At 48.7% G+C, this 24,613-nt stretch carries 24 protein-coding genes and 1 pseudogene; 17 read left to right on the forward strand and 8 right to left on the reverse strand.

Translation table 11 applies throughout. The features are described 5' to 3' along the window. Positions 1 to 521: 521 nt before the first annotated feature. The 4 genes from SPB21_RS00465 to codB all read left to right on the forward strand — a co-directional run bounded on the left by SPB21_RS00465 (position 522) and on the right by codB (position 3,361). Complete coding sequence (locus SPB21_RS00465) at positions 522 to 692, forward strand: hypothetical protein (RefSeq protein ID WP_156828462.1); 171 nt, start codon at positions 522 to 524, stop codon at positions 690 to 692. 199 nt (positions 693 to 891) lie between these two features. Continuing rightward, on the forward strand, positions 892 to 1,320 hold the full coding sequence (locus SPB21_RS00470) for a GIY-YIG nuclease family protein (protein WP_163698928.1): 429 nt from the start codon (positions 892 to 894) through the stop codon (positions 1,318 to 1,320). Positions 1,321 to 1,522: 202 nt separating this feature from the next. Further along, positions 1,523 to 2,002, forward strand: a complete 480-nt coding sequence (locus tag SPB21_RS00475) for an FHA domain-containing protein (RefSeq protein ID WP_163698930.1) — start codon at positions 1,523 to 1,525, stop codon at positions 2,000 to 2,002. 93 nt (positions 2,003 to 2,095) lie between these two features. Then, positions 2,096 to 3,361: a cytosine permease gene (gene codB, locus SPB21_RS00480; protein WP_499864991.1), complete on the forward strand. Its 1,266-nt coding sequence runs from the start codon at positions 2,096 to 2,098 to the stop codon at positions 3,359 to 3,361. Between the two features lie 192 nt (positions 3,362 to 3,553). Here the strand turns inward: codB and SPB21_RS00485 are convergent, their stop codons facing one another. Genes SPB21_RS00485 through SPB21_RS00495 form a run of 3 tightly spaced genes read right to left on the reverse strand, consistent with a single transcriptional unit; the run spans position 3,554 to position 8,834 of the window. Then, a complete protein-coding gene (locus SPB21_RS00485) occupies positions 3,554 to 5,089 on the reverse strand; it encodes a beta-barrel domain-containing protein (RefSeq protein WP_163659641.1) in 1,536 nt (511 codons plus the stop codon). Between the two features lie 4 nt (positions 5,090 to 5,093). Then, a complete protein-coding gene (locus SPB21_RS00490) occupies positions 5,094 to 8,072 on the reverse strand; it encodes a peptidase domain-containing ABC transporter (RefSeq protein WP_499864992.1) in 2,979 nt (992 codons plus the stop codon). Positions 8,073 to 8,111: 39 nt separating this feature from the next. Further along, positions 8,112 to 8,834 carry a peptidylprolyl isomerase gene (locus tag SPB21_RS00495; protein WP_499061476.1) on the reverse strand — a complete coding sequence of 241 codons (723 nt, stop codon included), beginning with the start codon at positions 8,832 to 8,834 and terminating at the stop codon, positions 8,112 to 8,114. A gap of 652 nt (positions 8,835 to 9,486) precedes the next feature. On the opposite strand from SPB21_RS00495, the gene SPB21_RS00500 reads away from it, so the two are divergent. The 4 genes from SPB21_RS00500 (at position 9,487) to SPB21_RS00515 (ending at position 12,590) form a co-directional block, all read left to right on the forward strand. Beyond that, entirely contained in the window at positions 9,487 to 10,548 is a 1,062-nt protein-coding gene (locus SPB21_RS00500) for a PstS family phosphate ABC transporter substrate-binding protein (RefSeq protein ID WP_499864993.1), read from the forward strand. 60 nt (positions 10,549 to 10,608) lie between these two features. Continuing rightward, positions 10,609 to 11,337 (forward strand): 16S rRNA (uracil(1498)-N(3))-methyltransferase, encoded by a 729-nt coding sequence (locus tag SPB21_RS00505; protein ID WP_499864994.1) that lies wholly within the window; start codon positions 10,609 to 10,611, stop codon positions 11,335 to 11,337. Positions 11,338 to 11,476: 139 nt separating this feature from the next. Next, positions 11,477 to 11,752, forward strand: coding sequence for an ArsR/SmtB family transcription factor (locus SPB21_RS00510; protein WP_006518885.1), 276 nt, complete (start codon positions 11,477 to 11,479; stop codon positions 11,750 to 11,752). Positions 11,753 to 11,897: 145 nt separating this feature from the next. Further along, positions 11,898 to 12,590, forward strand: coding sequence for an HAD family hydrolase (locus SPB21_RS00515; protein ID WP_499864995.1), 693 nt, complete (start codon positions 11,898 to 11,900; stop codon positions 12,588 to 12,590). Between the two features lie 138 nt (positions 12,591 to 12,728). On the opposite strand, the gene SPB21_RS00520 is transcribed toward SPB21_RS00515, so the two are convergent. Further along, positions 12,729 to 13,427 (reverse strand): hypothetical protein, encoded by a 699-nt coding sequence (locus SPB21_RS00520; RefSeq protein ID WP_499864996.1) that lies wholly within the window; start codon positions 13,425 to 13,427, stop codon positions 12,729 to 12,731. Positions 13,428 to 13,645: 218 nt separating this feature from the next. Beyond that, on the reverse strand, positions 13,646 to 14,035 hold the full coding sequence (locus SPB21_RS00525; protein ID WP_163659654.1) for a nuclear transport factor 2 family protein: 390 nt from the start codon (positions 14,033 to 14,035) through the stop codon (positions 13,646 to 13,648). 219 nt (positions 14,036 to 14,254) lie between these two features. Between SPB21_RS00525 and gshB the strand changes: the two genes are divergently transcribed. Together gshB and SPB21_RS00535 are read left to right on the forward strand one after the other, a co-directional pair. Further along, a complete protein-coding gene (gene gshB, locus SPB21_RS00530; protein WP_163659656.1) occupies positions 14,255 to 15,214 on the forward strand; it encodes a glutathione synthase in 960 nt (319 codons plus the stop codon). A 56-nt stretch (positions 15,215 to 15,270) separates the two neighbouring features. After that, complete coding sequence (locus tag SPB21_RS00535; protein ID WP_499864997.1) at positions 15,271 to 16,323, forward strand: ABC transporter substrate-binding protein; 1,053 nt, start codon at positions 15,271 to 15,273, stop codon at positions 16,321 to 16,323. Positions 16,324 to 16,499: 176 nt separating this feature from the next. Here the strand turns inward: SPB21_RS00535 and SPB21_RS00540 are convergent, their stop codons facing one another. Then, positions 16,500 to 17,504: a hypothetical protein gene (locus SPB21_RS00540; protein WP_163659660.1), complete on the reverse strand. Its 1,005-nt coding sequence runs from the start codon at positions 17,502 to 17,504 to the stop codon at positions 16,500 to 16,502. Positions 17,505 to 17,649: 145 nt separating this feature from the next. Here SPB21_RS00540 and SPB21_RS00545 point away from each other — a divergent pair, with 145 nt between their 5' ends. From SPB21_RS00545 to SPB21_RS00565, 5 genes and pseudogenes are all read left to right on the forward strand, one after another. After that, positions 17,650 to 18,153 (forward strand): hypothetical protein, encoded by a 504-nt coding sequence (locus SPB21_RS00545; protein ID WP_163659662.1) that lies wholly within the window; start codon positions 17,650 to 17,652, stop codon positions 18,151 to 18,153. Positions 18,154 to 18,398: 245 nt separating this feature from the next. Next, positions 18,399 to 18,533: pseudogene (locus SPB21_RS00550) on the forward strand (SCO5389 family protein); the annotation flags it as partial. 6 nt (positions 18,534 to 18,539) lie between these two features. Then, on the forward strand, positions 18,540 to 19,340 hold the full coding sequence (locus tag SPB21_RS00555) for a GTP-binding protein (RefSeq protein WP_499061482.1): 801 nt from the start codon (positions 18,540 to 18,542) through the stop codon (positions 19,338 to 19,340). Further along, positions 19,337 to 20,149: a metallophosphoesterase family protein gene (locus tag SPB21_RS00560; protein WP_163659666.1), complete on the forward strand. Its 813-nt coding sequence runs from the start codon at positions 19,337 to 19,339 to the stop codon at positions 20,147 to 20,149. Before SPB21_RS00555 ends, SPB21_RS00560 begins: the two co-directional genes overlap by 4 nt. 27 nt (positions 20,150 to 20,176) lie before the next feature. After that, positions 20,177 to 20,905, forward strand: a complete 729-nt coding sequence (locus SPB21_RS00565) for a metallophosphoesterase family protein (protein WP_499864998.1) — start codon at positions 20,177 to 20,179, stop codon at positions 20,903 to 20,905. 182 nt (positions 20,906 to 21,087) lie between these two features. On the opposite strand, the gene SPB21_RS00570 is transcribed toward SPB21_RS00565, so the two are convergent. Together SPB21_RS00570 and SPB21_RS00575 are read right to left on the reverse strand one after the other, a co-directional pair. Then, positions 21,088 to 21,705, reverse strand: a complete 618-nt coding sequence (locus SPB21_RS00570; protein ID WP_499864999.1) for a cation efflux transmembrane domain-containing protein — start codon at positions 21,703 to 21,705, stop codon at positions 21,088 to 21,090. A 214-nt stretch (positions 21,706 to 21,919) separates the two neighbouring features. After that, positions 21,920 to 22,297: an ArsR/SmtB family transcription factor gene (locus tag SPB21_RS00575; RefSeq protein WP_499865000.1), complete on the reverse strand. Its 378-nt coding sequence runs from the start codon at positions 22,295 to 22,297 to the stop codon at positions 21,920 to 21,922. 188 nt (positions 22,298 to 22,485) lie between these two features. Between SPB21_RS00575 and SPB21_RS00580 the strand changes: the two genes are divergently transcribed. Further along, positions 22,486 to 23,412 (forward strand): alpha/beta fold hydrolase, encoded by a 927-nt coding sequence (locus tag SPB21_RS00580; protein ID WP_499865001.1) that lies wholly within the window; start codon positions 22,486 to 22,488, stop codon positions 23,410 to 23,412. Positions 23,413 to 23,438: 26 nt separating this feature from the next. After that, a complete protein-coding gene (locus tag SPB21_RS00585; protein ID WP_163659674.1) occupies positions 23,439 to 24,419 on the forward strand; it encodes a CobW family GTP-binding protein in 981 nt (326 codons plus the stop codon). Positions 24,420 to 24,613: the final 194 nt, after the last annotated feature.

Genomic DNA, 24,613 nt, shown 5'->3' on the forward strand with positions numbered 1-24,613 from the left:
GATACTTTGCAGAATTGTCCAGGAAAAACTGGGACCCAGATCGGCCTTTTGATCTAAAGATTGAACGGAGAGCTACATAAAAAGATCATATTTGGTGGCTAGATGTTGGAGATTATAGGGGCCTAAAACCATCTTTTTTGCCAGGAAAGTAATGTGCCACTTATTTAAGTTGGTCGCGAGGGCGTCAATAATTGCGATCGCAATGCTATGCAAATGGCTGTCCCTTAAAACTACGGCCTGTCTGAATACTCAAGAGGATTTTGGTTGATGTACGTGTGAACGTATAGTGGGTGAATGTAAAGTTGATGCGAAGGAAACGAGTGTGCCACTTAAACCAACACCCCAAAGGTGGCACATTGGCCGTTGGCAAGGTTGATACGTTAGGAGGGCGTTAGCAACCTGCGATCAATGGCTGAGGTATCAGTCTATTTACCATTAGATTTAAGCTCGTTGTGACGCCCACACATCAGGGGAAATAACCAACGGAGACTTAAGTTCTATATATAGGGAATTTCAAGCAAATGATGACGACAGTAGCCTCACCCCTGACCCAAGATCAAATGCTTGTTGTAGTCGACGAGCCAACGCGGCAGCCAAGTTCCTGGCGTAAGTGGGTGGTAAAAATAGTTTTACAGCCGTTTCTATGGGCTGCCTGGGTACGCTCCAAAGTAATTCTTCGCGAAGATTGGTAAGCTGCTGAGCTACATAAGCTGCTGAGCTACATTTTGGTCACTAAGATTTAGAAAGCTTTGTTGGTAGCAGCTCTAGAATCGTTAACTCACTAAATGCTGCTGATGAAAATGGTCTAGGGGTCTCAGATAGGAGCCCTTAGACCATTTTTTGATGATACTAAGATACTAAAATGGGGGTTGCCGTTTAAATCCCTACTGAATGAGAGCGCACCCTCACCCACGGCGTTGGGCCTCTGTACTGCTAGAGGAGCGACGCAGTTTGCCTCAGACATCAGGTGTTTATGCGGTCATTAAACAGAAGAAAATTTACTACATTGGCTTTTCCAGTAATCTAAATCGAAGATGGCGGGGTAAAGGACATCATCGGTTTGCTCAAGCCGATAAACTCGGGCGTCCTAGCCTGCACTATTTGCCATTGCCCAAGCAAGCTGCACGCACCCTAGAAAAGCGACTCATTTCTGAATACAGTCCGCCATGGAACTATTCAAAGATACCGGCACTGTCTAAGGTCCATTGGCTACAACGGGTGTTGATGGCAGCCACCTGCTTATGGGTGCTATTTATTTCAAGTCATAGCTTGATGTTGGGGGTGATGGCAGCAGCAGTTGCGATCGCTCTATTTCATTGATTCTGTTCATCAAATTCATTGATTCTGTCTATCAAACTAGGGCAAGACTACATTTTTGTTAAAGCTTCTCCAAAGCCAAAGACTATTACGGGGGAGACGGGCGAAATAGTTGTAAAACTAGACCTATTCAGTAGTTTCTAATGCCCGATCGCATTAGGAAAATTACTTCTTATAAGAGTTTAATCATTACCATTAAAGATTAATGAAATCCAGTTGTCTCTCCAGTATTCTTATCGTTGAAGATAATCAAGGCCGAAGAGAGATTGTTCTTGATGATTCTCTCTACTCTCTCGGGCGTGATACTAAATGCGATGTTCGCTTAACGTCACAGTTTGTTAGTCGACACCATGCCACCTTAGTTCAGCTTCCTAAGGAAGATGGGAGTTTGTTTTATCGAATTTTAGATGGCAACCTCCAGGGTAGAGCCAGTGCTAACGGCATGCTAGTCAATGGCCGTAAGCTCGAGTCCCATGATCTGCAAAACGAGGATGAAATTATCTTTGGCCCTCAGGCTCGGGCCGTCTACTATCAGCGCCAAAAAGATACCACCTCAAGCGTTTCATCTGACTCTGTTGCATCAGATGGCTCAACAAAGTCCAATTGGCTCCGTAATCCATACCCACTACTGCCTGAATTGGAGGCAGATGCTGGGTTAGGGGATGTCATTAGGTGTATTCCATAGATCGTTGCAATGGATACTATCTAAATCCGTAAAAACCCGTATGAATAGAGACTAACTAGAAACACCTTCACGCTCTACTGGTGAGGTAACTTAATGTCTCTATCTACAGAACCGAATGTACTCGAAACCTCGGTGGCCGAGGACTATCCGCTCAGTGCGGTACCTAAAACAGCACGTAAACCTTTTTGGTCGCTGTGCTTATTGCTGATGGGATTTGCCCTGACATCGACCACTCTGTTTGCAGGGGGTGCCCTCGGACCGGCATTTAGTGTCCCGCAGCTGATGACCATCATTATCATTGGCAACCTGATTCTCGGCTGCTATTGTGCAGCACTGGGCTACATTGCTTCCCAAAGCGGTCTGACCACGGTACTTATGGCCCGGTTTAGCTTTGGTAACGTAGGCTCTCGCTGGGTAGATTTCATTATGGGCTTTACCCAGATTGGCTGGTATGCCTTTACCACGGCCATTGTGGTGCAGGTGTTATTAGAGCTGTTGGGGGTACCGAACCAGGGCTTTCTGTATATGGTGCTGGTATTGTTTTTTAACTATGCCTTTTGTGCCACTGCCTATGTAGGCTATCGAGCCATTGACTGGCTGAGTCGATTAGCTGTGCCTGCCATGTTGATCTTGGTAGCCCTTAGCTTGTTTCTAGCATTTAGAGACTTTAATGGCACTCTCCCTGAGCCTACGGGTGAGATTAATATGGGAGCTGCCTTGGCCATAGTCATTGGCACCTTTATCTCAGGGGGAACCCAATCCACTAACTGGAGCCGCTTTGCTGATTCTGGTAAAAGTGCCATCATTTCCACATTGAGCGCCTTTATGGTGGTCAATGGCATTTTGGTGTTTGCAGGCGCATTTTGCACCCTGGTCTATGGGTCAGAAGATTTGATCAAGGCGATGGCGACCCAGGGCATTTTGGCAGGCGGTGTGATTCTTTTAATCCTTAACGTTTGGACCACTCAAGACAACACCATCTATGCCTTTTCAGTGGCAGGGGCCAATATGTTCCGCACTCGCAAACGTCATGGGTTTGTACTGGGTGGGGCAACATTAGCACTGGCCTTTACTCTTTCTGGTATTTACGAGCTATTACCCCAATATCTGATTTTTCTGGGTACTGTGATTCCCCCCGTAGGCGGCATCATTATGGTGGACTTCTGGCTGCGCCATGGGGGCCGTTTTCCTAAGCTGTCATCCCGTTTACCTGCCTTTAACTGGACCGGTGTGATCGCCTATGTAATCGGGTCTATTGTGGCCTACGTGACGGGTAATGCTGGTATAGGCATTGGTCCAGTCAATGGAATTGTGACTGCAGCTGTGATTTACGGTATTTTGTGCCGGGTACTGCGGTAGTCGCAAGACAGTGCCCCAAAAAGACAATGCCCCGAAAAGAGAAGAGTCACCTTTTCCTGAGTACTCCTCAAAGTCCTTCTCCCTGGGGGAGAAGGATTTAGGATGAGGGCTAAAATCCTACGGGAGACCTTACCAGTAGGGACTATCTTTATGCAGCCAAACGACCTAGAGATAGACAAAATCGATCATTGCTTACTTCGAGAAGAAGCTATCCTTCTTGCGCACAAACAAGTCTGTAAAGAACGAGATCACCGTGCGCTTCTCGGTCTTAATATTGACATTGAGCGACATGCCAGACCGTAGCGTATAGGTCTCACCTCTGGATTCCAATACCTGGGACTTAAGCTGAATCTCAGCTGGGAATCGGTAGAACGGATATATTTCATCAGGAGGTAAAGCATCTGAGCCGATACTGACCAAGTGGCCGTCAATGTCGCCATATTCGCTGTAGGTAAAGGCATCGATTCTGACATCCACTGGCTTGCATTCAGCTTCGATCCCGGCTTGGTCTTCTGCCCGGACGGCGGTACGGCAATCATCCGTCAACTGTACAAAGCCAATGTCCTTATTGGGGATAAAGACGCGGGCAGTCAGGTTATCTTGAGGAACAATTTCTAGAATCGGCTCGGTTGAATTGGCCGCATACCCTGGTTGGTTGGCTTTTAAATTAAATACCTCACCACTGACAGGAGCCGTCAGTTCGCGGAACTGTAGTTGCTCTTCCAGTTGGGCAATGCGGCTGCCTAGCTCCTGACGCTGGGTCTCGTTTTGCAAGACGGTTTGCCCTAAATCACTGTCAATCGATGAAATCCGCTCGCGGTTATTGCGGATCTGATCGCGGCGGCTGCGCTCAAATTCGAACTCGGCCCGCTCAATTTCGGCTTCAGCTTGATTAATTTGGGCATCAAGACGGCTAATTTCATCTTTGAGAGTACTGACTCGGGTAATTCGAGTGCTGACTTCCTGCTCTTGTTGCAATCGGCTTAGTTCGGCTACGGCTCCTTCTTTTTCTAGCCACTGTAATCGGCTGAGAATTTCTTCGTTCGTGTCCAAGTCATTTTCAGCGTTAACCAGTTCGGAACGAGCCTGGCTGAGACGAGCTTTGAGGTCTTTAATTTGCTCTTGGTTTTGGGTTTGCCGTGCTTGGGATTCCCCGATGGCACTGCTAACGTCTGCCGCAGCCTCGGCGGATAAACCACTGGTATCGCCATCAATTTGAGCTTGATAGATACGATTGCTAGCTTCTAGCTGATTTCTTTCTTCTAGTCGCTGCTGTAGATCGTTCGCTGTCATGCCACTGACTGCTTCTCCATTACCATTGCCATTCTGGGACCGATAAATTTCAGTTTGGTCGGCGAGGTAGCCACGAATGCGTAATAAAGAATCTAGTTCAGCTTTGGCCGCTGATTGGTTAAAGGTAATGAGCACATCACCTTTTTCTACCAGGTCACCTTCTTTTACGTGAATTGTTTCGATGACACCACCGCTGGGGGTTTGTACGGGCTGCACCACACCCACGGGTTCTAACTTGCCTTGGGCAGGAATGGTTTCTTCTACCTTGGCTAAAAAGGCCCAGAGTACACTGATGCTGGTGACCCCCAGGATGGCCCACACAATTGCCCGTGACCATAGGGGCGATTGACGTAAGATGACGGGCTGATCAAAAGGCTGGGCCTGACTGCTGGGAGCATTCGGGACACCGCTGTTGGGTATTTGTTGAGATGTCATTTAACTAACCGTTCCCTTGTTGCTGGTGTAGACAGTAGTAGCGCCCTTTGAGAGCAAGAAGCTCGTTGTGGGTACCTTCTTCAACGATAGAGCCCTGGTCCATGACTAGGATGTTATCGGCTGTCCGTAATGCCCCTAGTCGGTGGGTGATAAAGAAGACTGTACGGCCTTTAGACCATTTCATCAGGTTAGTGGAGACCTGGGCCTCGGTGTCATAGTCCAGGGCACTGGTGGCCTCGTCCAAAATTAATAGACGGGGATTTTGCAGAATTGTGCGTGCGATCGCAATCCGCTGCCGCTGTCCCCCCGATAAGGAAGACCCCCGCTCACCCACCCGAGTGTTGTATCCCACCGGTAGACCCATAATGAAATCATGGCAGCAGGCAATCTTGGCCACTTGAATCACTTCTTCGGTAGTGGCTTCTGGATTTGTCAGGGCAATATTTTCCTGGATGGTGCCCTCAAACAGCAGACTATCCTGGGGCACAATACCCACCTGCCGACGCAACGAATACAGCTCAACCTTATTGATGTCGTAGTTATCAATCAAGATCCGGCCTGAGTTAGGTTCATAAAGTCTGGGCAGTAGTTTCATCATGGTACTTTTACCCGAACCACTCTGACCCACTAAGCCGACAAACTGCCCCACCGGAAACTCCACATTAATATTAGATAGCTGGAGCGGACCCGATGCACCGAATCGGAAGGAGAGATTCTCATAGCGAACATGGCCTTTGATATCCGGCATGGGAATCTGGCTACGCTGCTCTTCCTCTTGCTCCTGGGGATGATCGATAATGTCGCTCAAACGCTCCAGGGACAAGGCAGTTTCTTGGAAGTTCTGCCATAGCTGAGTCAGGCGGAGCAGGGGCTGGGTTACATAGCCTGCAATGATTCGGAAGGCGATTAATTCACCCAGGGTCAAATCACCTTCGAGCACCAAAAATGCACCAAACCAGAGGACGAGCAAACCCGAAATTTTATTGAGGAAGTTACTGGCTGAGCTGGCAGTGGTGGATGTGAGTACCGTCTTAAAGCCATCGCTGACATAACGGCTGTAGCGATCCTGCCATTTCCAACGGGTGTTGAGCTCAATGTTTTGGGCCTTAACCGTTTGAATACCCGATAGCGCCTCCACCAAGAACGATTGGGTCTTAGCATTTTGCTCTGCCTTAGCCCGTAGCTGACGGCGCACAATGGGTGAAACAAAAAACGTAAGACCTAAAAATAGAGGAATGGTCGCCAGGGACACCACCGTCAGCTTGATGCTGTAGATCAGCATCACGATGATGTAGACCACGGAGAAAACCGCATCCAACACTACGGTTAGGGCGGTACCGGTGAGAAACTGCCGGATATTTTCCAACTCGTTAACACGGCTGGACAGTTCACCCACAGGCCGCCGGTCAAAGTATTTGAGTGGCAACCTCAGTAAGTGATCAATGGTTTGGGATGCCAGGGTCATGTCGATCCGGTTAGTGGTATCGACAAACAGATAGGTGCGCAGACTGCCTAGAATCGCCTCGAACACTGCCACAATCACCAGGAAAATTCCCAGCACATGGAGCGTATCGACACTTTGCTGCACAATAACCCGGTCAATAATCACCTGAATCATCAGGGGATTAGCCAGTCCAAAGATTTGATAGAAGAATGAGGCGGCTAGGACCTCGATCAAAATCCACTTGTACTTCTGTAGGGAGGGGGCAAACCAGGACAGACCAAAACGCTGCTGGGGTGTTTGGGCCGTGGTTTCTAGCAGCAGAACTTCACCCTCTTGCCCCCAAATTTCCTCAAAGGCCTGGGGAGAATGGTGGACGATTTCCCGATCTTCAGGGCAGCCGATGACGTATTTCTTCGCTGAGGTTTCATATAGCAGGGCGTAGCTATCGCGCCACTTGATCAGCGCTAACTTTGGCAGTCGTCCAATGGCACTGGCGGGTACCTTAGCCAACTGGGGTTTTAGGCCCAACATGTCAGCCACGGCTCCGCAGGATGCTAGTGACACCTGACCCAAACGAGCCTTTTGGTTAACCAGGACTCGGCGTACCACATCTTTTTTAAAGGGCATGCCAAAATGTTTGGACAACATTTCAAAGCATGCAATTAAGGCGTCGATTTCGCCACGAGCGCGAATGTGGGGATAGGTCTGATTGCGGCGGCTGGGCTCTGTTTCTGGACCCAGGTCTTGGGGGAGCGCATCGGCGTAGGGAATCGCTGTAGCCGTTGTTTCAGCCTCCCAGGGATCATCTTCGACGATTTCTGCTGCCTTGGTTTCAACCTGGGCCGCAATCATGGCATGGGGAATCCCCAGCAGACGAGCACCATTGGCACTTTGCACTTCGGTTGAGGCCATGGTGGGGCTCAACTGGCCACCCTGCTCATGGAAGGCAACGTTGCCCCGACTAATGAACCAAAGATTGTGGCTGTCAAGGTCGCTGTGCTTTAAGGGACCGGCGGGGACTTCTTTAACGGAAACACCTGACGCTTGAATGTTTGCCGTAAGCTCAGCTATGTCACCGGCATTATGGGCCTGCTTCTCAAAGTATTTGCTGAGGATTTCAAATAGCTCTGCCAAATAGCAATGATTTTGAATGGCGTTGCCAAAGTTGGGATGGTCATGAACCAGCTGTTTAATAGCGGCCACAGGGATCGCCACGGCCACAATTTCAGTGGATGCGATCGCACTCTCACAGGCGACCCCACGAGCTGGGCCTGCCAGACCCAAAATATCTCCTGGACCCAAGAGTTTTAGCGTAATTGGATTTTTAGTATAGGGGTCGTATCCCAGCAGGCGCACCTGTCCTTCTTTAATGAGGACAACCTGATGCGGCATAGTTTCCCGTCTGAGGATGGGCTGACCCATGCGATAGCGCAACAGTTGGCTGTTGTCAGCCAAATCCTGTAGCACCTTTGCCGGCAACTGGTCAAAAGGCCTAGTGTCGCTTAGCTGTTGATGGATAGGACTAGCGGTATAAGTCATAATTTAATACGAACTCTGCGTGCGTAAGCAGCTGATGCCTCAATCTAAAAGGGGTTCGACGGCTGTAGACTGCGTAGTTTCTTGGAGCCATTTTTTAAAAAGCTCATCCAAGAGGCGCTGCCGCATGGACTCATCAAACTGTGCAGGTACAAACTTCTCTAGCCGAGTAATCACGTACCATTCGCCGATGGGGGTGGGAGACCACAACTGTCCAGGATGGCTCACAGAAAGCATCCGGCCAATCATTGGATGGGGCACGCTCAGCTCAACAGGTCCAATTAACCCTCCTGTTTGAGCTTCTTGACCTTCAGAATAATGTCGAGCTAAATCCGCAAAGGAACCCCCATCGTCATTGAGGCGGAAGTAGAGCTCTTGGGCAAGGCTGGGATCCTTAGTGCGAATCAATGAATAGAGCACCCGATCTAAATTAATCTTGCGCTCTAAAAAGTAAGACTCGGTCTGATTCCCCCAGGTATCTTCCTTAAATTTGGCAATTTTGGCCTCTCGTAAAGCCAGCATATAAGCCTGTTCTTGAGTCAGGTTATTTTGATCTTGCCATGTTTGTTGCTGCTCCTCAGTGAGCAAGTTCCGTTGACTACAAAATTTTTTATAGGCTGCTTCGGGCTCACATTCAATGTCCTCTATCGCCTGGTCTACGACTACTTCCTGCACTAGTCTGGGCAAAAGCTGATGTTGATGTAACTGCTCTAGCAGCGTACGAATATCAAGTTCTGATTTACCAATTTTCAAAACTGCTGCCATGATTAAAACCCTGATGGACTAAGCGCTGTATCATTGTGTCTGACTGGTAAGTGTACGAAATTAAGTCAATAGGCGGTGGTTTCAATAATGAATCTGTATGGACTAGCAGCTTAAAACTAGCATCAGAGAAAATTCCCATTGCTGAGACCATTCCAAACTATCACCCGCAAAAATTATCGCGGTCGTTATTTTATAGATTTGAGATAATTTTATAGATTAGTAAAACAGGAATTTGATTAAGCTGTTTCATTAAAATCACGTAATAATCATCTACTCAATAGAATTTATTGATTAGGTATGGAGAGAGAGCCAGTCCTGGCAGGGATATAGAGCTACGGAAGTCAGACATATACAATAAGTTCATATTAAATTTAGCTTCACTCCGGCAGCCCATGGGCTGCTGGGTGCATTTAACTAGTTCTTCACAAAGAGGTTTTTTATTCCGGTTGTTTTTCCGTACATTTATGCCACTGATCCCTGAATCGATAGTCTATTTGAGCCCAGTGAATATTTTAATTCGTATTGAATTCTTAACGATCATCATAATTTCTCGATAATTATTGATTAATTGGGCACAGTTGAGCTTTTATGATTATCTGCAGCTCTTATACGGAATTTTTTATCGCCATTGAGGCACAGGTTTATTTTCGCTATGCAACAGCAACAAGATAGAACGCTGATAGTCATTACCCTGGCTGGCCTTGGGCTGATAGCTGGGATATTTGGGTTGGCCGCATGGATGGTGGGCGGTCGGAGTGGTTCTAGCCCGGTGGTCCGGTCCAGCGATAACGGCAGTGATGTCAGTGCTGTGTCTGCTGCCGATTCAGGTCAGTTAGGCGGTGCCGAGAATGTACCTCAGGGGTTATATAGCTATGGTGGCAGTACCACCTGGATTCCAGTGCACGCATCCGTCAATGCAGCCATTACTAATGCTTTTCCAGATTTTCAGTTGAGATATACATTGCCGTCTACCGATGCACCTGGCTCAGGCACTGGCATCAAGATGCTTTTAGATGGCCAATTATCCTTTTCAGAATCGTCTCGGCCATTAAAAGAAGAGGAGTACCAAGCAGCTCAACAGCGCGGTTTTAGTCTGGAGCAAATTCCAGCTGCCATCGATGGAATTGCCCTGGCGGTTCACCCAGACCTTAACTTAGAGAAGGGACTGACAATTGAACAAATTCAATCAATCTACACGGGTGCCGTGGCCAATTGGTCGGAAGTGGGCGGTCCTGATCTACCCATTAAGGCCTATAGTCGCTCGCCAGAGGCGGCAGGGACAGCCAAGTATTTCTTAGAGTCAGTCATCAATGCAGATGCCTATGGTGAGAACGTTGTCTTTGTGGGGGATACCACTGCAGGTTTGCGCCAGGTGCTGGGTGATAGAGGGGGCATTTACTATGCTTCAGCTCCTGAAATCGTTAACCAGTGTTCAATTTATGCCATTCCGGTTGCATCCCAAGAGCAGCCTGATAATTTTATTCCGCCATTTGCCGCACCCTGGCGAACTGGTAAGGCTTGTCTAAATAGTGCCAATACAGTTAATCAAGAAGGATTCCGTAATGGCAACTACCCGTTGACCCGGCGTCTATTTGTGATTGTTAAGGCTGATGGTGGCACCGATGAAACCGCTGGGCGTGCCTACGTGAATATGCTGCTATCGTCTGAGGGGCAAACATTGATTGAGCAGGCGGGCTTTGTTCCTGTACGTTAAGACCTATCCAGCTTACAAATTTTGTCAGTCAGAAGAGCTGGAATCAGCCACAGTTGTCGAATGCAGCGCATTACCATTAGTTCAGCCCAACGGGTGGATAATACTAATATTTTTCAACTGACCGATGAGCAAATTCATTATCTACAGCGGGTGCTGCGATTAAAGTCTGGCGATCTGTTTATTGCCCAGGATGGAGAGGGGCAACAATGGCAGAGTCAGTTAACGGACATCTCAGGGGAGGCCCAAATTCTCTCCACACTGGTGACAGCGACTCGACCCTCAACACTAGAGTTGGCGGCAGCTCTTCCCAAATCAGGGTTTGATGATGTGGTGCGTCAAGCCACGGAGTTAGGTGTAACAGATATTCAACCCCTACTGAGCGATCGCACCCTGCTTAACCCCAGTCCTAAAAAGCTGGTGCGTTGGCAGAGGATCGCTCAGGAAGCTTCTGAACAATGCGAACGTGGCTATGTACCTAGGCTTGAGCCACCTATCAAGTTTGCTGAATGGATCAAAGCCGGACCCGTGTCCGTAGGGAACTATTTCTGTGCTGCTAGGGTCAATGCACCTGGGCTATTGCCTTGTGTGCGGACACTTTTGACCGATTCTCCTCAGCAATCGATTCGAGTGGTGGTTGGTCCGGAGGGGGGCTGGACGTCTGAGGAGATCGCGGTTGCGATCGCACATGGCTACCAAGAAGTTTCTCTTGGATCCGGGATATTACGCGCAACAACAGCTTCGCTTACCGCCTTAGCGATTATCTCATCTGTTAGAGAGCAGTTGATATAAACAAATCTCGCGTATTTGTCCGGATGGCCTGCTGTCGTAACCTTGGCTAATTTGGAAAAAAATTCAAACGATTTAGGTGAGTATTATCAACTTTACCTGCGTTTGGATATGGGGTTTAGTGTTTATTCAATCGATCACCATGCATAGTTCAGCTAATCAGGAACACGTATTTTCAGGATTTCATGCGCTATCAGAACCAATTCGCATTCAAGTATTAGAGCTTCTACGCGAAGGAGAGTTTTGTGTTGGCGATATGTGTGAACGTCTCAGTATCGCTCAGTCGAAACTGTCTTTCCACCTCAAAACGCTTAAACAGGCGGGACTTGTCACCGCTCGTCAGCAGGGCCGCTGGATGTACTATAGTCTCAATCCTGAGCAGTTCAATATTTTGGAGACCTATCTCTCTAATTATTAGCCTGCTAAATTAGTTCCCTGTCAAAAAAAGACTCATATTCAAGATAAACAATCCTAATTACTGATTTCCGTGGGGAATAAAACCGTACTGTCAACCTTGACAGTACGGTTTTGTTGCCTCAGTTAGGCCTACACTGGATGGCGGTGTGTCTGACTCGGTTCCCATGGAGAGTACTGCATTTACCTTTCCTGCCGCCATCATTTTTGATATGGATGGCCTCATGTTGAACAGCGAGATCATCTTCCATAAAGCTTGGCAGGATGAGTTAATGCACCTGGGTTATGGCGCTATTGATGAGGCCGCTTATCTACAGCTGGTTGGCTGTAGTAACGATTTAGCTGAGCAAATGTTGCTACAGCTATTGGGCACTGAGTTTCCTGTTGATCAATTTCGTACTGGCTGGATGACTCGATGGGAAATCCTTGCGGCCCAAGGTATCCCGATTAAGCCAGGTTTAGACTCCCTCTTAAACTGGCTAGATGAGATTGGCTTACCAAAAGCCGTCGGTACGTCTAGTAGTGACCGTGAAGCCCAATTGAGTTTGCAAAGTACAGGGCTTTGGTCAAGATTTAATGCCATCGTCACCGTAGATAAAGCTGGAGTGGGCAAACCAGAACCAGATATCTTTTTGGCTGCAGCCAGGTCGCTAAATATACCGCCATCCCGCTGCCTGGTTTTGGAAGATTCTAACGCTGGGGTGCAGGCTGCCATTACCGCTGGTATGGAGGTCATTATGGTGCCAGATTTGCAAACGCCTACGGACTATTCAAAAAAGCACGCCTTAGCCACTGTTTCCTCACTGCATGAGGTTTTATCTTATCTACAAAATATAGCTTAGCGCCCGTAGTTCACAGTGCCAGGTATTGCTGAAAGCTATACATAGAAAAAGCTATGGGCGCAGCAGCCTGCTGTTGGCGTAGCCTTTCCTTGGGCGATATGCATTAGCAGGTTGCTATAGTTGGCGAGCTTTCAACAATTAACCGTTCTCTTGATCCTGCCAGCTGAGCTGGCAAGTGACCGAATTTCCCTGGTTGCTAACGTCTAGTTTGCCACTTGTTAAAGTATGAAAGATTTCTTTAAGGTGTGTAATCTTTTTGACATCTAAGGATTTTGCATTTTGAGGCTGGCCACCCCTGTGGGTCAATGTGAGGGTGCGAGAATTTTGCTGATGGTCTAGCGCTATGTCTAGTCGTTGTTCGTCGCTGTCGTCGCCATTGGGTAACAGCTCTAGAATTCTGATGGTGATTGAGAGAATTATTTGATTGTTATTAAGGGATGAATCCGTCCAGCTAGGGGAGTTTTTTAGCTGGACTATGAGCCCAGGATGGGTTTGTTGCCAGTGAGTCACGATAAACTGGAGCGCCAGTGGCAGGCTATCTGTTATAAATGGCGGCGATAGTTGATTACTGAGCTGTTCTAAGCTTTGATAAAGTGCTTGCAATCGCCCTAGCCACTGTTCAGCCTGCGCTGCATCGGTCTGATTACTGTTCTTTCCTATGAGGGTATTTTCCAAATAACGTCGAAAGGCGAATGTTTGTTGCAATACATCGTCTCGAATAGATTCTGCTTGGTTATGCAGTTGAGATGCTTGCGCCCCATGCCACCACAGCCATGCCTGTTGCTGGTTTGCCTGTCGCTGCTTAGCAAAATAGAGGGTGGTTGTCCACCCGAGCATTGTTATTATTGCTACCCCTAACCATAAGGTATTCACAGGAAATCAGCCCATTGGATACGCTCAATGTGCTGCCTGATTCGTCCTCAACCATCTGGTGTAGAACGCTGGCAATTTTCACATTGGGGCCAAGTTTAGCCTTTCTTGAAGGTGGCCGTGTTGCAGTTTTCTGCCATCTAAATCACACCTTTGATCATAGTTTTGTGGAATCTGGCAAAACGTTATCCCGCAATCGGGCTACCGTGGTGGTGCACCAGATACCATTGGCCACCCATACGCTCAAAGGTGTTTGTTGCCATCGATTTAGCTTCTAACCGTCGACTACCAGCAACTTGCATCACGTTTTCTACTAAAACCACATAGGCCAGATCGCCTGAGGTTTCTACGGAAATTACATCCAGATCAATTTCCAGGTAGCGAGTCGCCTTAAATATTTGCATCCAGGATTGTCGAATGGTTTCCCAGCCTTTAATAGCCTTACGACCTGGATGAATACAAAGGCTGCCAATGCCTTTAGAACAAACTGCCTCCATAGCCTCAATATCCTTTTTCTCAAAGGCGCGATAAAACGCGTGATTGGCTTCCAGAACCGCAGTTTGATCGTTTGACATTGGACACATAAATCACAATTTCTGGATTCTAATGCAATTCTGGCCAAGATTTATGTACATACAATGCTCTGTCAATGCTCTGTCAATGCTCTGTAGGTAAGTGATCGCTACAAATTCTTAGACTTCGCAGCAGAATTCAGAACACTGGCCCTACGTTACCTGTTATCTTGTGTCCCACCCCATGGCAAGATCAGACTGACCTACTTGTTTGTCTACCCCGTGAAATTTGCGTTTATCATTGACCCCATTGCTAAGCTAGACCCCGGCCACGATAGCAGTGTTGCCATTATGGAAGCTGCTCAAGAGCTAGGTCACCAGGTTTACATTACTGAGGCCCAGCACATGGGTGTGGTTGCGGGTCAGGCTATGGCCTATTTGAATCCTGTGACCCTGGTTCCTGTTACTCTCGGCGACAATCGTTGGGATGCTGTGGCGGATTGGTATACCCTCGGCGATACCCAGTGGCAACCTCTAGACACCATGGATGCCGTCTTTATGCGCCTTGACCCGCCGGTCACTGTGCCCTATCTCTACGTTACCTACATCCTCGATTACATCGATCCAGTGAAAACCAAGGTAATTAACTCGCCTCGGGGGATTCGGGCTGCCAATGAGAAAATGTATGCTCTGCAATTTATTGGGGCGATTCCAGAGACCATCGTCAGCCAGGATAAAACGGTTATCCGTGAGACGGTTGAAAAATGGGGTGGGGAAGCTGTGCTTAAGCCTTTAGGTGGTAAGGCTGGTGAAGGAATTTTGTTTCTGAGTAGTCGCGATCGCAACTTTAACTCCATGATTGAAATCAGCACCAAACAAGGGCAAGAGCCCGTCATGGTGCAAACCTACTTGCCCGCTGCCAAAGACGGCGATAAGCGCATTATTTTGCTCAATGGCGAACCGCAAGGGGCCGTAAACCGTATTCCTACCGGCAAAGAATTCCGTGGCAACATGGCGGTTGGTGGACGCACTGCCAAGGTGGATATTACCGAGCGAGAATTGGAAATCTGCAAACAGCTGGCACCCACGCTACAGCGTGATGGCTTATATTTTGTCGGCATTGACATCATTGGCGGCTACCTGACCGAAGTAAATGTCACCAGCCCCACCGGAATTCGCGAAATTGATCGCCTGAATACGGTAAAACTGGGACACCAAGTCATAGAATGGCTGACCAAGTAGCTGGATGGAGTGCTCTCTGGGGGTACAACGTCCTAAACAATACGGAGGTATCTGTAATGGCTAGATTCAATCGCCGTCGCTTTATCCAGTACGGTTCCTTAGCGGCTGGAACTGGGCTGCTTGCTGCCTGTGGCAACACAGCTGAAACGACTACTGACACCCCGGCTGAACCATCAGCAGCGGGGGAATTGCAAAAGGTTACCTTTGGTACCAACTGGTACGCCCAGGCTGAACATGGTGGTTTTTATCAGGCCATCGCAGCAGATATTTATAAGGAGTATGGTCTGGATGTCACCATTCAGATGGGGGGTCCCCAGGTCAACGGTACCCAGTTGCTGATGGGGGGCGCTGTGGACTTTTTTATGGGCTACGCTTCGGATGCGATTAAAGCCGTTGAAGAAGGCATACCCAAAGTTACCGTGGCGGCTATTTTCCAAAAAGACCCTCAAATTCTGATCGCTCACCCTGACCAAGGAATTAAAGACCTGGTTGATCTCAAAGGTAAACCCATCTTCATTTCAAAGGCAGCCAACGTTACCTATTGGCCCTTTTTAGCAGCTAAATATGGCTTTACCGACGATATGAAGCGTAACTACAACTTCAACCCCGGTCCGTTTCTGGCTGATAAAAACTCGGTACAGCAAGGATATTTAAGTTCTGAGCCATTAGCCATTGCTAAAGAAGGCGGCTTTGAACCCATGGTGTTCCTGCTAGCTGACTATGGCTACACGGCCTACGCAACTACGATTGAAACCCGTCAGGAGATTGTTGATGGCGATCCTGATTTGGTTCAGCGTTTTGTCGATGCGTCCATCAAGGGCTGGTATAGCTACTTTGAAGATCCTTCCCTGGGCAATGAGCTGATCAAGCAAGACAACCCTGAAATGACGGATGAACAGCTGGCCTATAGCCTTGAGAAAATGCAGGAATATGGCATTGCCATATCTGGAGATTCGGAGGCCAAAGGCATTGGGGCTATGACCGATGAGCGCTGGAAAACGTTCTTTGAAGACATGGCTACAGCAGGTATCTTTAGTGCCGACACTGACTATACCCAGGCATATACTCTGGAGTTTGTTAATAAAGGTGCAGACTTCTATCAAAACTGATCACCAATCCTGTACGAATCTTGACGGGTAGCATCCGGTATCACGGGACTGGCACAAGGCACAGCCCCTACAGGAGCCTTTTGTTTGAATTGGGGTAAAAAGTCAGATTTGGCATAAAAAACTCTCTCTTGTATCTGGATAACAATGACTTACACGGTTGTTGTTTAGATGGTTTTTTATGAGAGATGCAAAGATGCATGGGGCAAGTCTTCCATGTCAATGGCTAGAAAACGATCCAAGGCCAAGTACATCCAATAAATGGCAGCCTGGTTATCTAACCCTGTTTTTTGAAAACCAAGGGCAGTGGCCAGGGGTTCATAATGGCGATGAATAATCAGAGTGTGGAGATCACACAGATTTGGAAAGTCTTGCTGCATAGCCTTTAATATGACTTGACTATCTTGCAGCAGTATCAGTGCCTGGTCTTCATACTCAGGGGCAATATTCCAGCTACGGATAAATATGGAACGACAGGATTCATCCCCTGGTTTGGCTAGGGTAAACGGGTCTTCATCAGAAATGCCGCTGAGATGTAAGCCCTTGTTAGGGGAACCAAAAAAGTGAATTTCGGAATCACGAGTGGTGGGATACAGCAGACAGAACCCTACCGGATTGAGGTTATCGCTGCGACGTAATACGCGCATACCACGGTTATAGCCTGCAGCCCACTGTCGTAATAGTTCAGTAATGCGATAAGGCACAGCGGTGTTGCTATTGTTCATCCAGTTATAGCGGCTGGCCAGCAGGTTGGCGATGGGAATAGCGTCGCAGCGTGGGTCAAACTGGTCGGCGATGACATGGGCTGGTTTAGGCTGTGTTTGGATAAGTTCTGGCGGTTTGGGAATTGCGATCGCAATGGTATTACCATCAAACTGCTTTTGAATTAACCCCAACGCCATCAGCTTATCCAGCATCATCCCAGCCGAACGTTCACTGCCCCGCTCAGACTCGGCATAAAACAGTGCGGCTGCCTCACGGCAGGTGCAATCCACCCAATTGTCGATAGGCTTTAATTGCTGCAAAGGTTCAGAAATGTCCGCTTGTTTTAATTGTAAGTAAGCCCACAGCCGCACAAAGCAATCTGCCCGCCGTCTGGTGAGGCCGACACGACCCAACAAATGGTGCACATACTCCTGCTGCTGTGATTTTGAAAAAAACTGATCCAGGGACTCCGGCGTCATCTTAATTACGACAGCTACGCTGTCAGGATTTTAAGCTGTTTAACTAGGGCGAGATCGTATATGTGTGACAGTTGTTGTGACAATTGTCTTAGGTCATAGGCCCAGGCTAGCTGGTAAAGTATCGTTCGTACTGCTTGACCTCTATATGACTGTGATTGCTGCTCGTAAAACTAAAGACGTCATTACCTTTGCGTCTGACTCCATTTTGGTAGCTGGGTATCTCAAAGCCACCGATAAGGAAGTGATTTACAACAAGCTATTCCAGCAAAATGACATGGTTATTGGTAGTACAGGTACCGGTTATGAAGGCACCATGATGGAGTTGTTTAGTCGTAATCATCGGCCAGTGGATGGTAGTCGTTTAGCAGTCATTGACTTTTTTGTTGAATTCCGTGAATGGATCAACAAGCGCGATTCTAGTCATTCCCCAGAAAATGATTATTTGATTGCCTACGATCAGAAATTATTCCGTACCTACGGTGGGCTAGACATCTACGAAGTGCCCGAATTTGAAGCCGTTGGCGCTGGTGAAGACTTTGCCAAAGCAGCACTACATCTTGGCCATAGTCCCCGCGAAGCCGTCGAAGTGGCCTGCAAGCTTTCCATCTATTGCAGCGAACCCATTTCCGAAATTACGATAGAGATTTAATTTAATTGATCATGGAAAATAATCAATAGATACCCTTCGTCGGGGCATCCCCTTGTCTGTTAAGGGTTTGTGCAAAAATATGTCATTGCGAGAACACCATCCACCGATGCCATGTTTAGATTGTCGTTGCGATGCCGCGTGAACAACAACAGTCGTGGGTGGCGCAACGGCATCAACCCTAACTAAAATCAAAACATGAGAATGATTATCGTTCTAGTATTATAATGCAAACCTAGTTGTAAACCGTCAAGCTAGCCTTGCAGAATTGCCCTAGGCTGGCAGCATTTCACCGTGATGCATTGGATTCTGACGCGTATCGTGACGTTATCTCAGTACGCGGTCAGATTTTGAACCAAACCCCTGAGCTTAAAGACTGTTAGTGCCCTATGCAATCCCTCGAACTGACGTTGGTGGCTGGTCCTCCTGGGGTGGGTAAAACCACCTGGATTAGTCAGTTTCTCAAAGACGTTTCACGTCCTCTGTTTTATTTGTATCCGGGGTCACAGGCGGAATCTGTCGATTTGGCTCGGATTGGCTATTGCTTTCCCTGGGTGTCGATCATTGCGGACGATCGGGCTGCGACCGTGCTGACTGACTTGCCCGACCAGGCCCAGGTTTTTATGGAATTAGGTTTTCATCTGGATCTAGAATCACCGTTGTTAGCAGCGTTGCCTGGGCGGCGGATCGCCATTGTGCCCCCCGGACTGGAGACGTCTGAATGGCACGACTGGGCAGACGAGGTGATACCCAGTAACCATAGCCAATTATCGAGTGCTGGCAAGCTACCGGCCCTATGGCGATCGCCGTTGACGGGGCAAGTGTTTGATCCCCCTAGCCTGGATGAAGTGTTAATTGAGCTGACGGGGGGAGCTTACGGTCAGGTAATGCGCTTAAAGGGTATTTTTGAACTGCCAGATGGTCAGGCATTTTATATTGATTTTGTCGAAGGGTTACCGGGCATTGAATACACTGACCTCAAGTTGCCCCGGTGGCTAGAGGGCCATCCCGATCGCTTTAGTGGTGTGGAAATCGTGGGTCGTAATTTAGAGCAAAAGACCATTGCTCAAACATTGCTGGCATGTTGTTTAGCCGATGATGTGTTGTTCCAATATCAGCGACAGTACCAACAATTGCAGTTAGAAGAAGAGACTGTAGCAGAAGAGACTGAGCAAGAGGTGATGGCATGAAACTCGCGGTGATTTCTTGCATTCACGGCAACTACGAGGCACTGAATGCCGTGTTGTCAGACATTGACGCCCAGAAAGCTGATCAGATTTACTGTCTCGGAGATCTGGTGGGCTATGGCCCTTATCCTAATGAGGTAGTGGATCGGATTCGCTCGTTGGAGATTCCCACCTGCCAGGGATGTTGGGATGAGGACATTGTGGAAGGGTTAAATGCCTGTGAATGCAGCTACCCCTCACAGCTTGCCGAGCAGCGGGGCAAACTGGCCCATGAATGGACTAATACTGAGATTCGCCCCGACGTGCGGGAGTATTTGGCCACATTACCCCTGTCGTTAAAACGGGACAATCTGTGTTTTGTCCATGGCAGTCCCAACAGTCAGCATGAGTATCTGTTGCCCAGCATGGATGGCTTTGCCGCGTTGGAGCGAGTTCTCTCTACCGATGCCGATGTGTTGTTCTGTGGTCATACCCATGTTCCCTATGTGCGAGAGTTAGCGGATACCAAACTGTCGGTCACGGTGAAAAGTCCGGCTCAAACTGAGGGTTCTCAACAGTTTCAGGCAGAACTGAAACGCATTATTAATGCAGGTTCTGTGGGGGAACCCCGCCACGGTCGACCCAATGCCACCTATGTTCTCTACGACACGGAGACAACCCAGGTAACCCTACGGGAAGTTGCCTATGACTATACCAAGACCTGTCTGGCCATCCTCGAAAAGGGATTGCCTGCTATTTTTGCATGGCGATTAGCACGGGGCATGGAGTTTGCGGAACGGGCGGACGATCCGAGCCATGTGTGTGAGCGTTAGACACTAAAATAACGGGGAGATAACTAAGTGAAGTGGGCGATCTTAAGTGGTATTGAAGGGAATCTAACGGCCTATGAAGCGGTGTTGCAGGATGTACGGCGGCAGTCGGTGAGCGATCTCTATATCCTGGGGGATGTAGTGGGCCTGCAGGGAGATAATGAGGCGGTGATTCAACGGTTGCAGTCTCCTCGAACTGGTGAGTTAGTGCCCCAGGTATGTGTGGGCTGGTGGGAAGAGCAGTGTTTTAGTTTGCACGGGGTGAGCGGCTTGCAGGATGCGCCGGAGCTGATGGAGAAATTTGGAGGTGATGGGGTAAAAACTATGTGGGAATCTGTGTCACGGGAATCGGTGCGGTGGTTGCGATCGCAACACTTTGGCTTCCATGAACACAACTGTTTACTGATCCACGGCAGCACCGTTAGCTATGCCGATGAACTTACCCCTGATACCCCGGCAATTCAACTGTGCGATCGCTTAATTCGGGCCGATGCCCGTCATCTCTTTTGTGGCCGCTCTGGCCTTACCTTTGAATGCTGGGTTACCCCGGTGGGGCTACGCTCGACAGTGACCACCCTGGACGGTGAGCAAGAGCCTCAGGATTATGGAAAAACACCCCGCCAGGTTGTGGGTGTTGGCTCGGTGGGTCGCACGTCTGGAAAGGCGACGTATACACTATTCAGTCCTGAAAAAGGGCAGCTTTCTTTTAGAACCGTGAATTATGGGAAGGCGAAGGGGTTTGGTGCAACAAAAAGATAATATCAGGGGCTGTAAAAACCTATTTCATGATTTGCGATAACCTGACCCCTGACCTTGCCATAACCCAACTACGCCCGAATCACTAATGATGAACGACAAAATTCTAAAAAGAGACGTTATCTAGTTCATGTTAGGCCAAACAGTTATAGTCAAAGAATGAGCTTAATTTTTACATAATCCCCTTACGTCTGTTGCAGCTCTCTCCAGGACTGAGAAAGCACGGTTCCAGCCGATTTCGCAAAGACAACGGTTAACAACAATCCAACCGCCAGATCGGGCAAAATTGAGCGAGTAAGTAAAACTAAGACTGCCGCAGCCAGAACAGACGTGTTGGCAATGATGTCATTGCGAGAACACAGCCATACCGATGACATGTTTAGATTGTCGTTGCGATGCCGTGTCAACAACAATAAACACAACAGGTTGGCCAGTAGCGCCAATACGCCCACTGCCCCCATGATGGAGCCTTCGGGACTGGCCCCTGCAAATAGCTGATAGGTGGCTCTGGCAAATACGGCAATGGCAAACAAAAACATGATCAGACCCTTAAGCAGAGCCGCTCCCGCCTGAGCTTTTGTGCTTTTGTGAATCACATACAAACTGCTGGCATACACCAGGGCATCTCCCAGCATATCCAGCGAATCCCCAGTTAACGACAGAGAAGCTGCTCGAATACCCGCGCCAAATTCGACAACAAACATCACAGCATTGATCCACAACACCGACCAAAGTACCTTTGCCTGCCGCTCTTTTAGCTTGGAAACTTCGTAAGCTTTGGCCTGACAACAATCATCAGCCATGGTAACCTCCAACATTCAGTCATTCAAACATTCAAGCAAGTATTAGAACGTTATCACGAAAAAAGACGTCATTCAAACCATCATTAGAATGACAGCAGAATGCCCCCGATGGCTTCAGAATGAGGATTCAATTAGGTTCTATCTTTTACCGTCCAGGCGTTCCATGGAGCGCCTCTGCAGACAACATTTTTGGATCTGATAAAATCCTGATCCCTTACTCGACCAGCTGCCTTAGTGCATAGCAAAGAATGTCAGCAACCCGTGGATCTTTTAGGGAGTAGTAGGCCAATTTACCGTCGTTGCGATACTTCAAAATACTGAGGTCGCGCAGCTTCCGTAGGTGGTGAGATGCCGTTGCCACCTTGATGTTCAATAGGGAAGCCACATCACAGACGCATAGCTCCTCATCATTGCGCAGGGCGTACAAAATTTTTAGCCGAGACCGATCGGCCAGGGCACCAAACAAAACTTGGGCAGATTCCAACAGGTCGTCGCCGGGGAGCACCTGGCCGATCTGATGAACTAACTCTTCGTTGAAGCAGCGGACTTGGCAGACATCACTAGGTTTGGTCACAGATTTTGCAGGGGTCATCAGGTGCTATGGGTTCATTCTACTGATCTATGACTGGCCACACTCAAATCTCCATCGCTCCTAAACGCTCCTAAACGTTAATAAAGGGTAACGACTCAACGTTTTAGTAGCAAGAATGATTATCATTCTTATGTAATTATAACCAGGTGAGCACCCTGGCAGCGTCCCCAGATAAAAGGCGAAGCGCGATGACAGTCAGTCCCTATCAAGAATTAACCCACCCTACCCTAGGCGGACAGGTGCAGCACTATGACTGGACCTATCAGGGGCAAACGGTAACCCTCGCCTACGAAACGTCGGGGGCAGGGCCAATGGTGTTGCTGCTACCCGCGTTTAGTACCGTTTCAACTCGGGCAGAGCTGGCCCAAATTGCTCAGGTGCTGGCGTCTCAATTTCAGGTTATAGCCCTGGACTGGTTAGGGTTTGGTGAATCTGAGCGACCTGCTTTCACCTACAAGCGATCGCTGTATCAGGCATTGCTCAAGGACTTTGTACAAAACTGCTGTCCAGGGCCGGTGGGGATTTTGGCAGCAGGCCATGGGGCGGGGTATGCGCTCCATCTGGCTCAGAACCACCTGACCCAGAACCAGATAAGCACCCGACTGCTGCTGGTGGCACCCACCTGGAAAGGTCCCCTGCGGGCCATGGGTGCACCCGGTTGGTTAGCGGCCAGCCTGCGCAGTCTGGTGGGGTTGCCGATCGTTGGGTCTGCTCTCTATGGCGCAAATACCCATCCAGCCTTTCTTAAATGGATGTATCAGCGCCATGTGTTTGTGGATCAGACGCGGCTCACTCCCACATTTATTCAGCAACGTCACCGCATTACCCAGCAACCGGGAGCCCGATTTGCTCCTGCTGCCTTTGTGACAGCGGCCCTAGATCCAATGGGCGATCGCACCGAGTGGCTCCAGATCGCAACGGCGGTCACAGCGGACCCCAATAATTCTGTGCGAGTGATCCTGGCGGACCAGGCACCACCCCAGTCTAAAGCTGAAATGCAGGCGCTGTCAGAACTCCCTGGCATCCAGACCGACCATCTACCTGGTTCGCTGGGGCTATACGAAGAATATGGCGCTGAGGTGGGTGCGATCGCGCTTGCCCACTTTCAAGCCTAGGCAAACACCACTCAAGGAGACTATTCATGGTAATCAACGACATTTACAACACCGTACCCGTAACCGTTTTAACTGGCTATTTAGGCGCGGGCAAAACCACTCTGCTAAATCGCATTCTCACCCATGAACATGGCAAAAAGGTTGCAGTAATCGTCAACGAATTTGGCGAAGTGGGCATCGATAATCAACTGGTGGTGGATGCCGATGAAGAAGTGTTTGAAATGAACAACGGTTGTATCTGTTGCACCGTGCGGGGCGACCTGATTCGCATCATTGGCAACCTGATGAAGCGTCGCGACAAGTTTGACCATCTAGTCATTGAAACCACAGGGCTGGCAGACCCGGCCCCAGTGATCCAAACCTTCTTTGTGGATGACGAAGTGCAGCTACAAACCCGTCTGGATGCGGTGGTGACGGTAGTGGATGCGCGCCATATCTGGCAACATTGGGAAGCAGAGGAAGCCGTAGAGCAAATTGCCTTTGCCGATGTAATCTTGCTCAATAAAATTGACCTGGTTACAGAAGACCAATTAACCCAACTAGAACAGCGCATTCGAGGAATGAATGCCCTGGCCAAAATCCATCGCACCCGTGATGCCCAAATAGAAATGGATGCCCTCCTCGGCGTCAGCGCCTTTGACCTCAATAACGCCCTAAAAATCGACCCCGATTTCCTTGATGAAACCGCCCATGAGCACGACGAAACCGTCGGCTCCATTGCCCTGGTGGAGTCAGGAGAACTCGATGGCGACAAACTTGACGCCTGGATAGGAGAACTATTGCGCGACCACGGACCCGACATTTTTCGCATGAAGGGCATTCTCAACATGGCTGGAGAAGACAATCGCTTTGTTTTTCAGGGGGTGCACATGTTGTTCGATGGTCGCCAGGACCGCCCCTGGAAACCAGACGAATCCCGTAAAAATGAACTGGTGTTTATCGGTCGTAACCTGGAGCAGCTAAATCTAAGCGAGCGCTTTCGCGATTGTTTGGTAACGAGTCGTTAGGCAACAACTTCATCATTTGAATTTCATGCACTAAATTTGCCGCAGGAATCGATCCAGAACATTTATAATCGACCCCGCCGTAACCCTCAAACTTAATGCCATTAAGAACAACCTAGTACGTTGGGTCCTAGGGCAGCTTCCTGGCCCTAGCCAGGGGGTTTGGGGAACTCGGAGGGACCCCAAGCAACATCTTG

Source organism: Leptothoe sp. ISB3NOV94-8A, assembly GCF_043421595.1.
GTDB classification, from domain to species: domain Bacteria; phylum Cyanobacteriota; class Cyanobacteriia; order Phormidesmidales; family Phormidesmidaceae; genus Leptothoe; species Leptothoe turfae.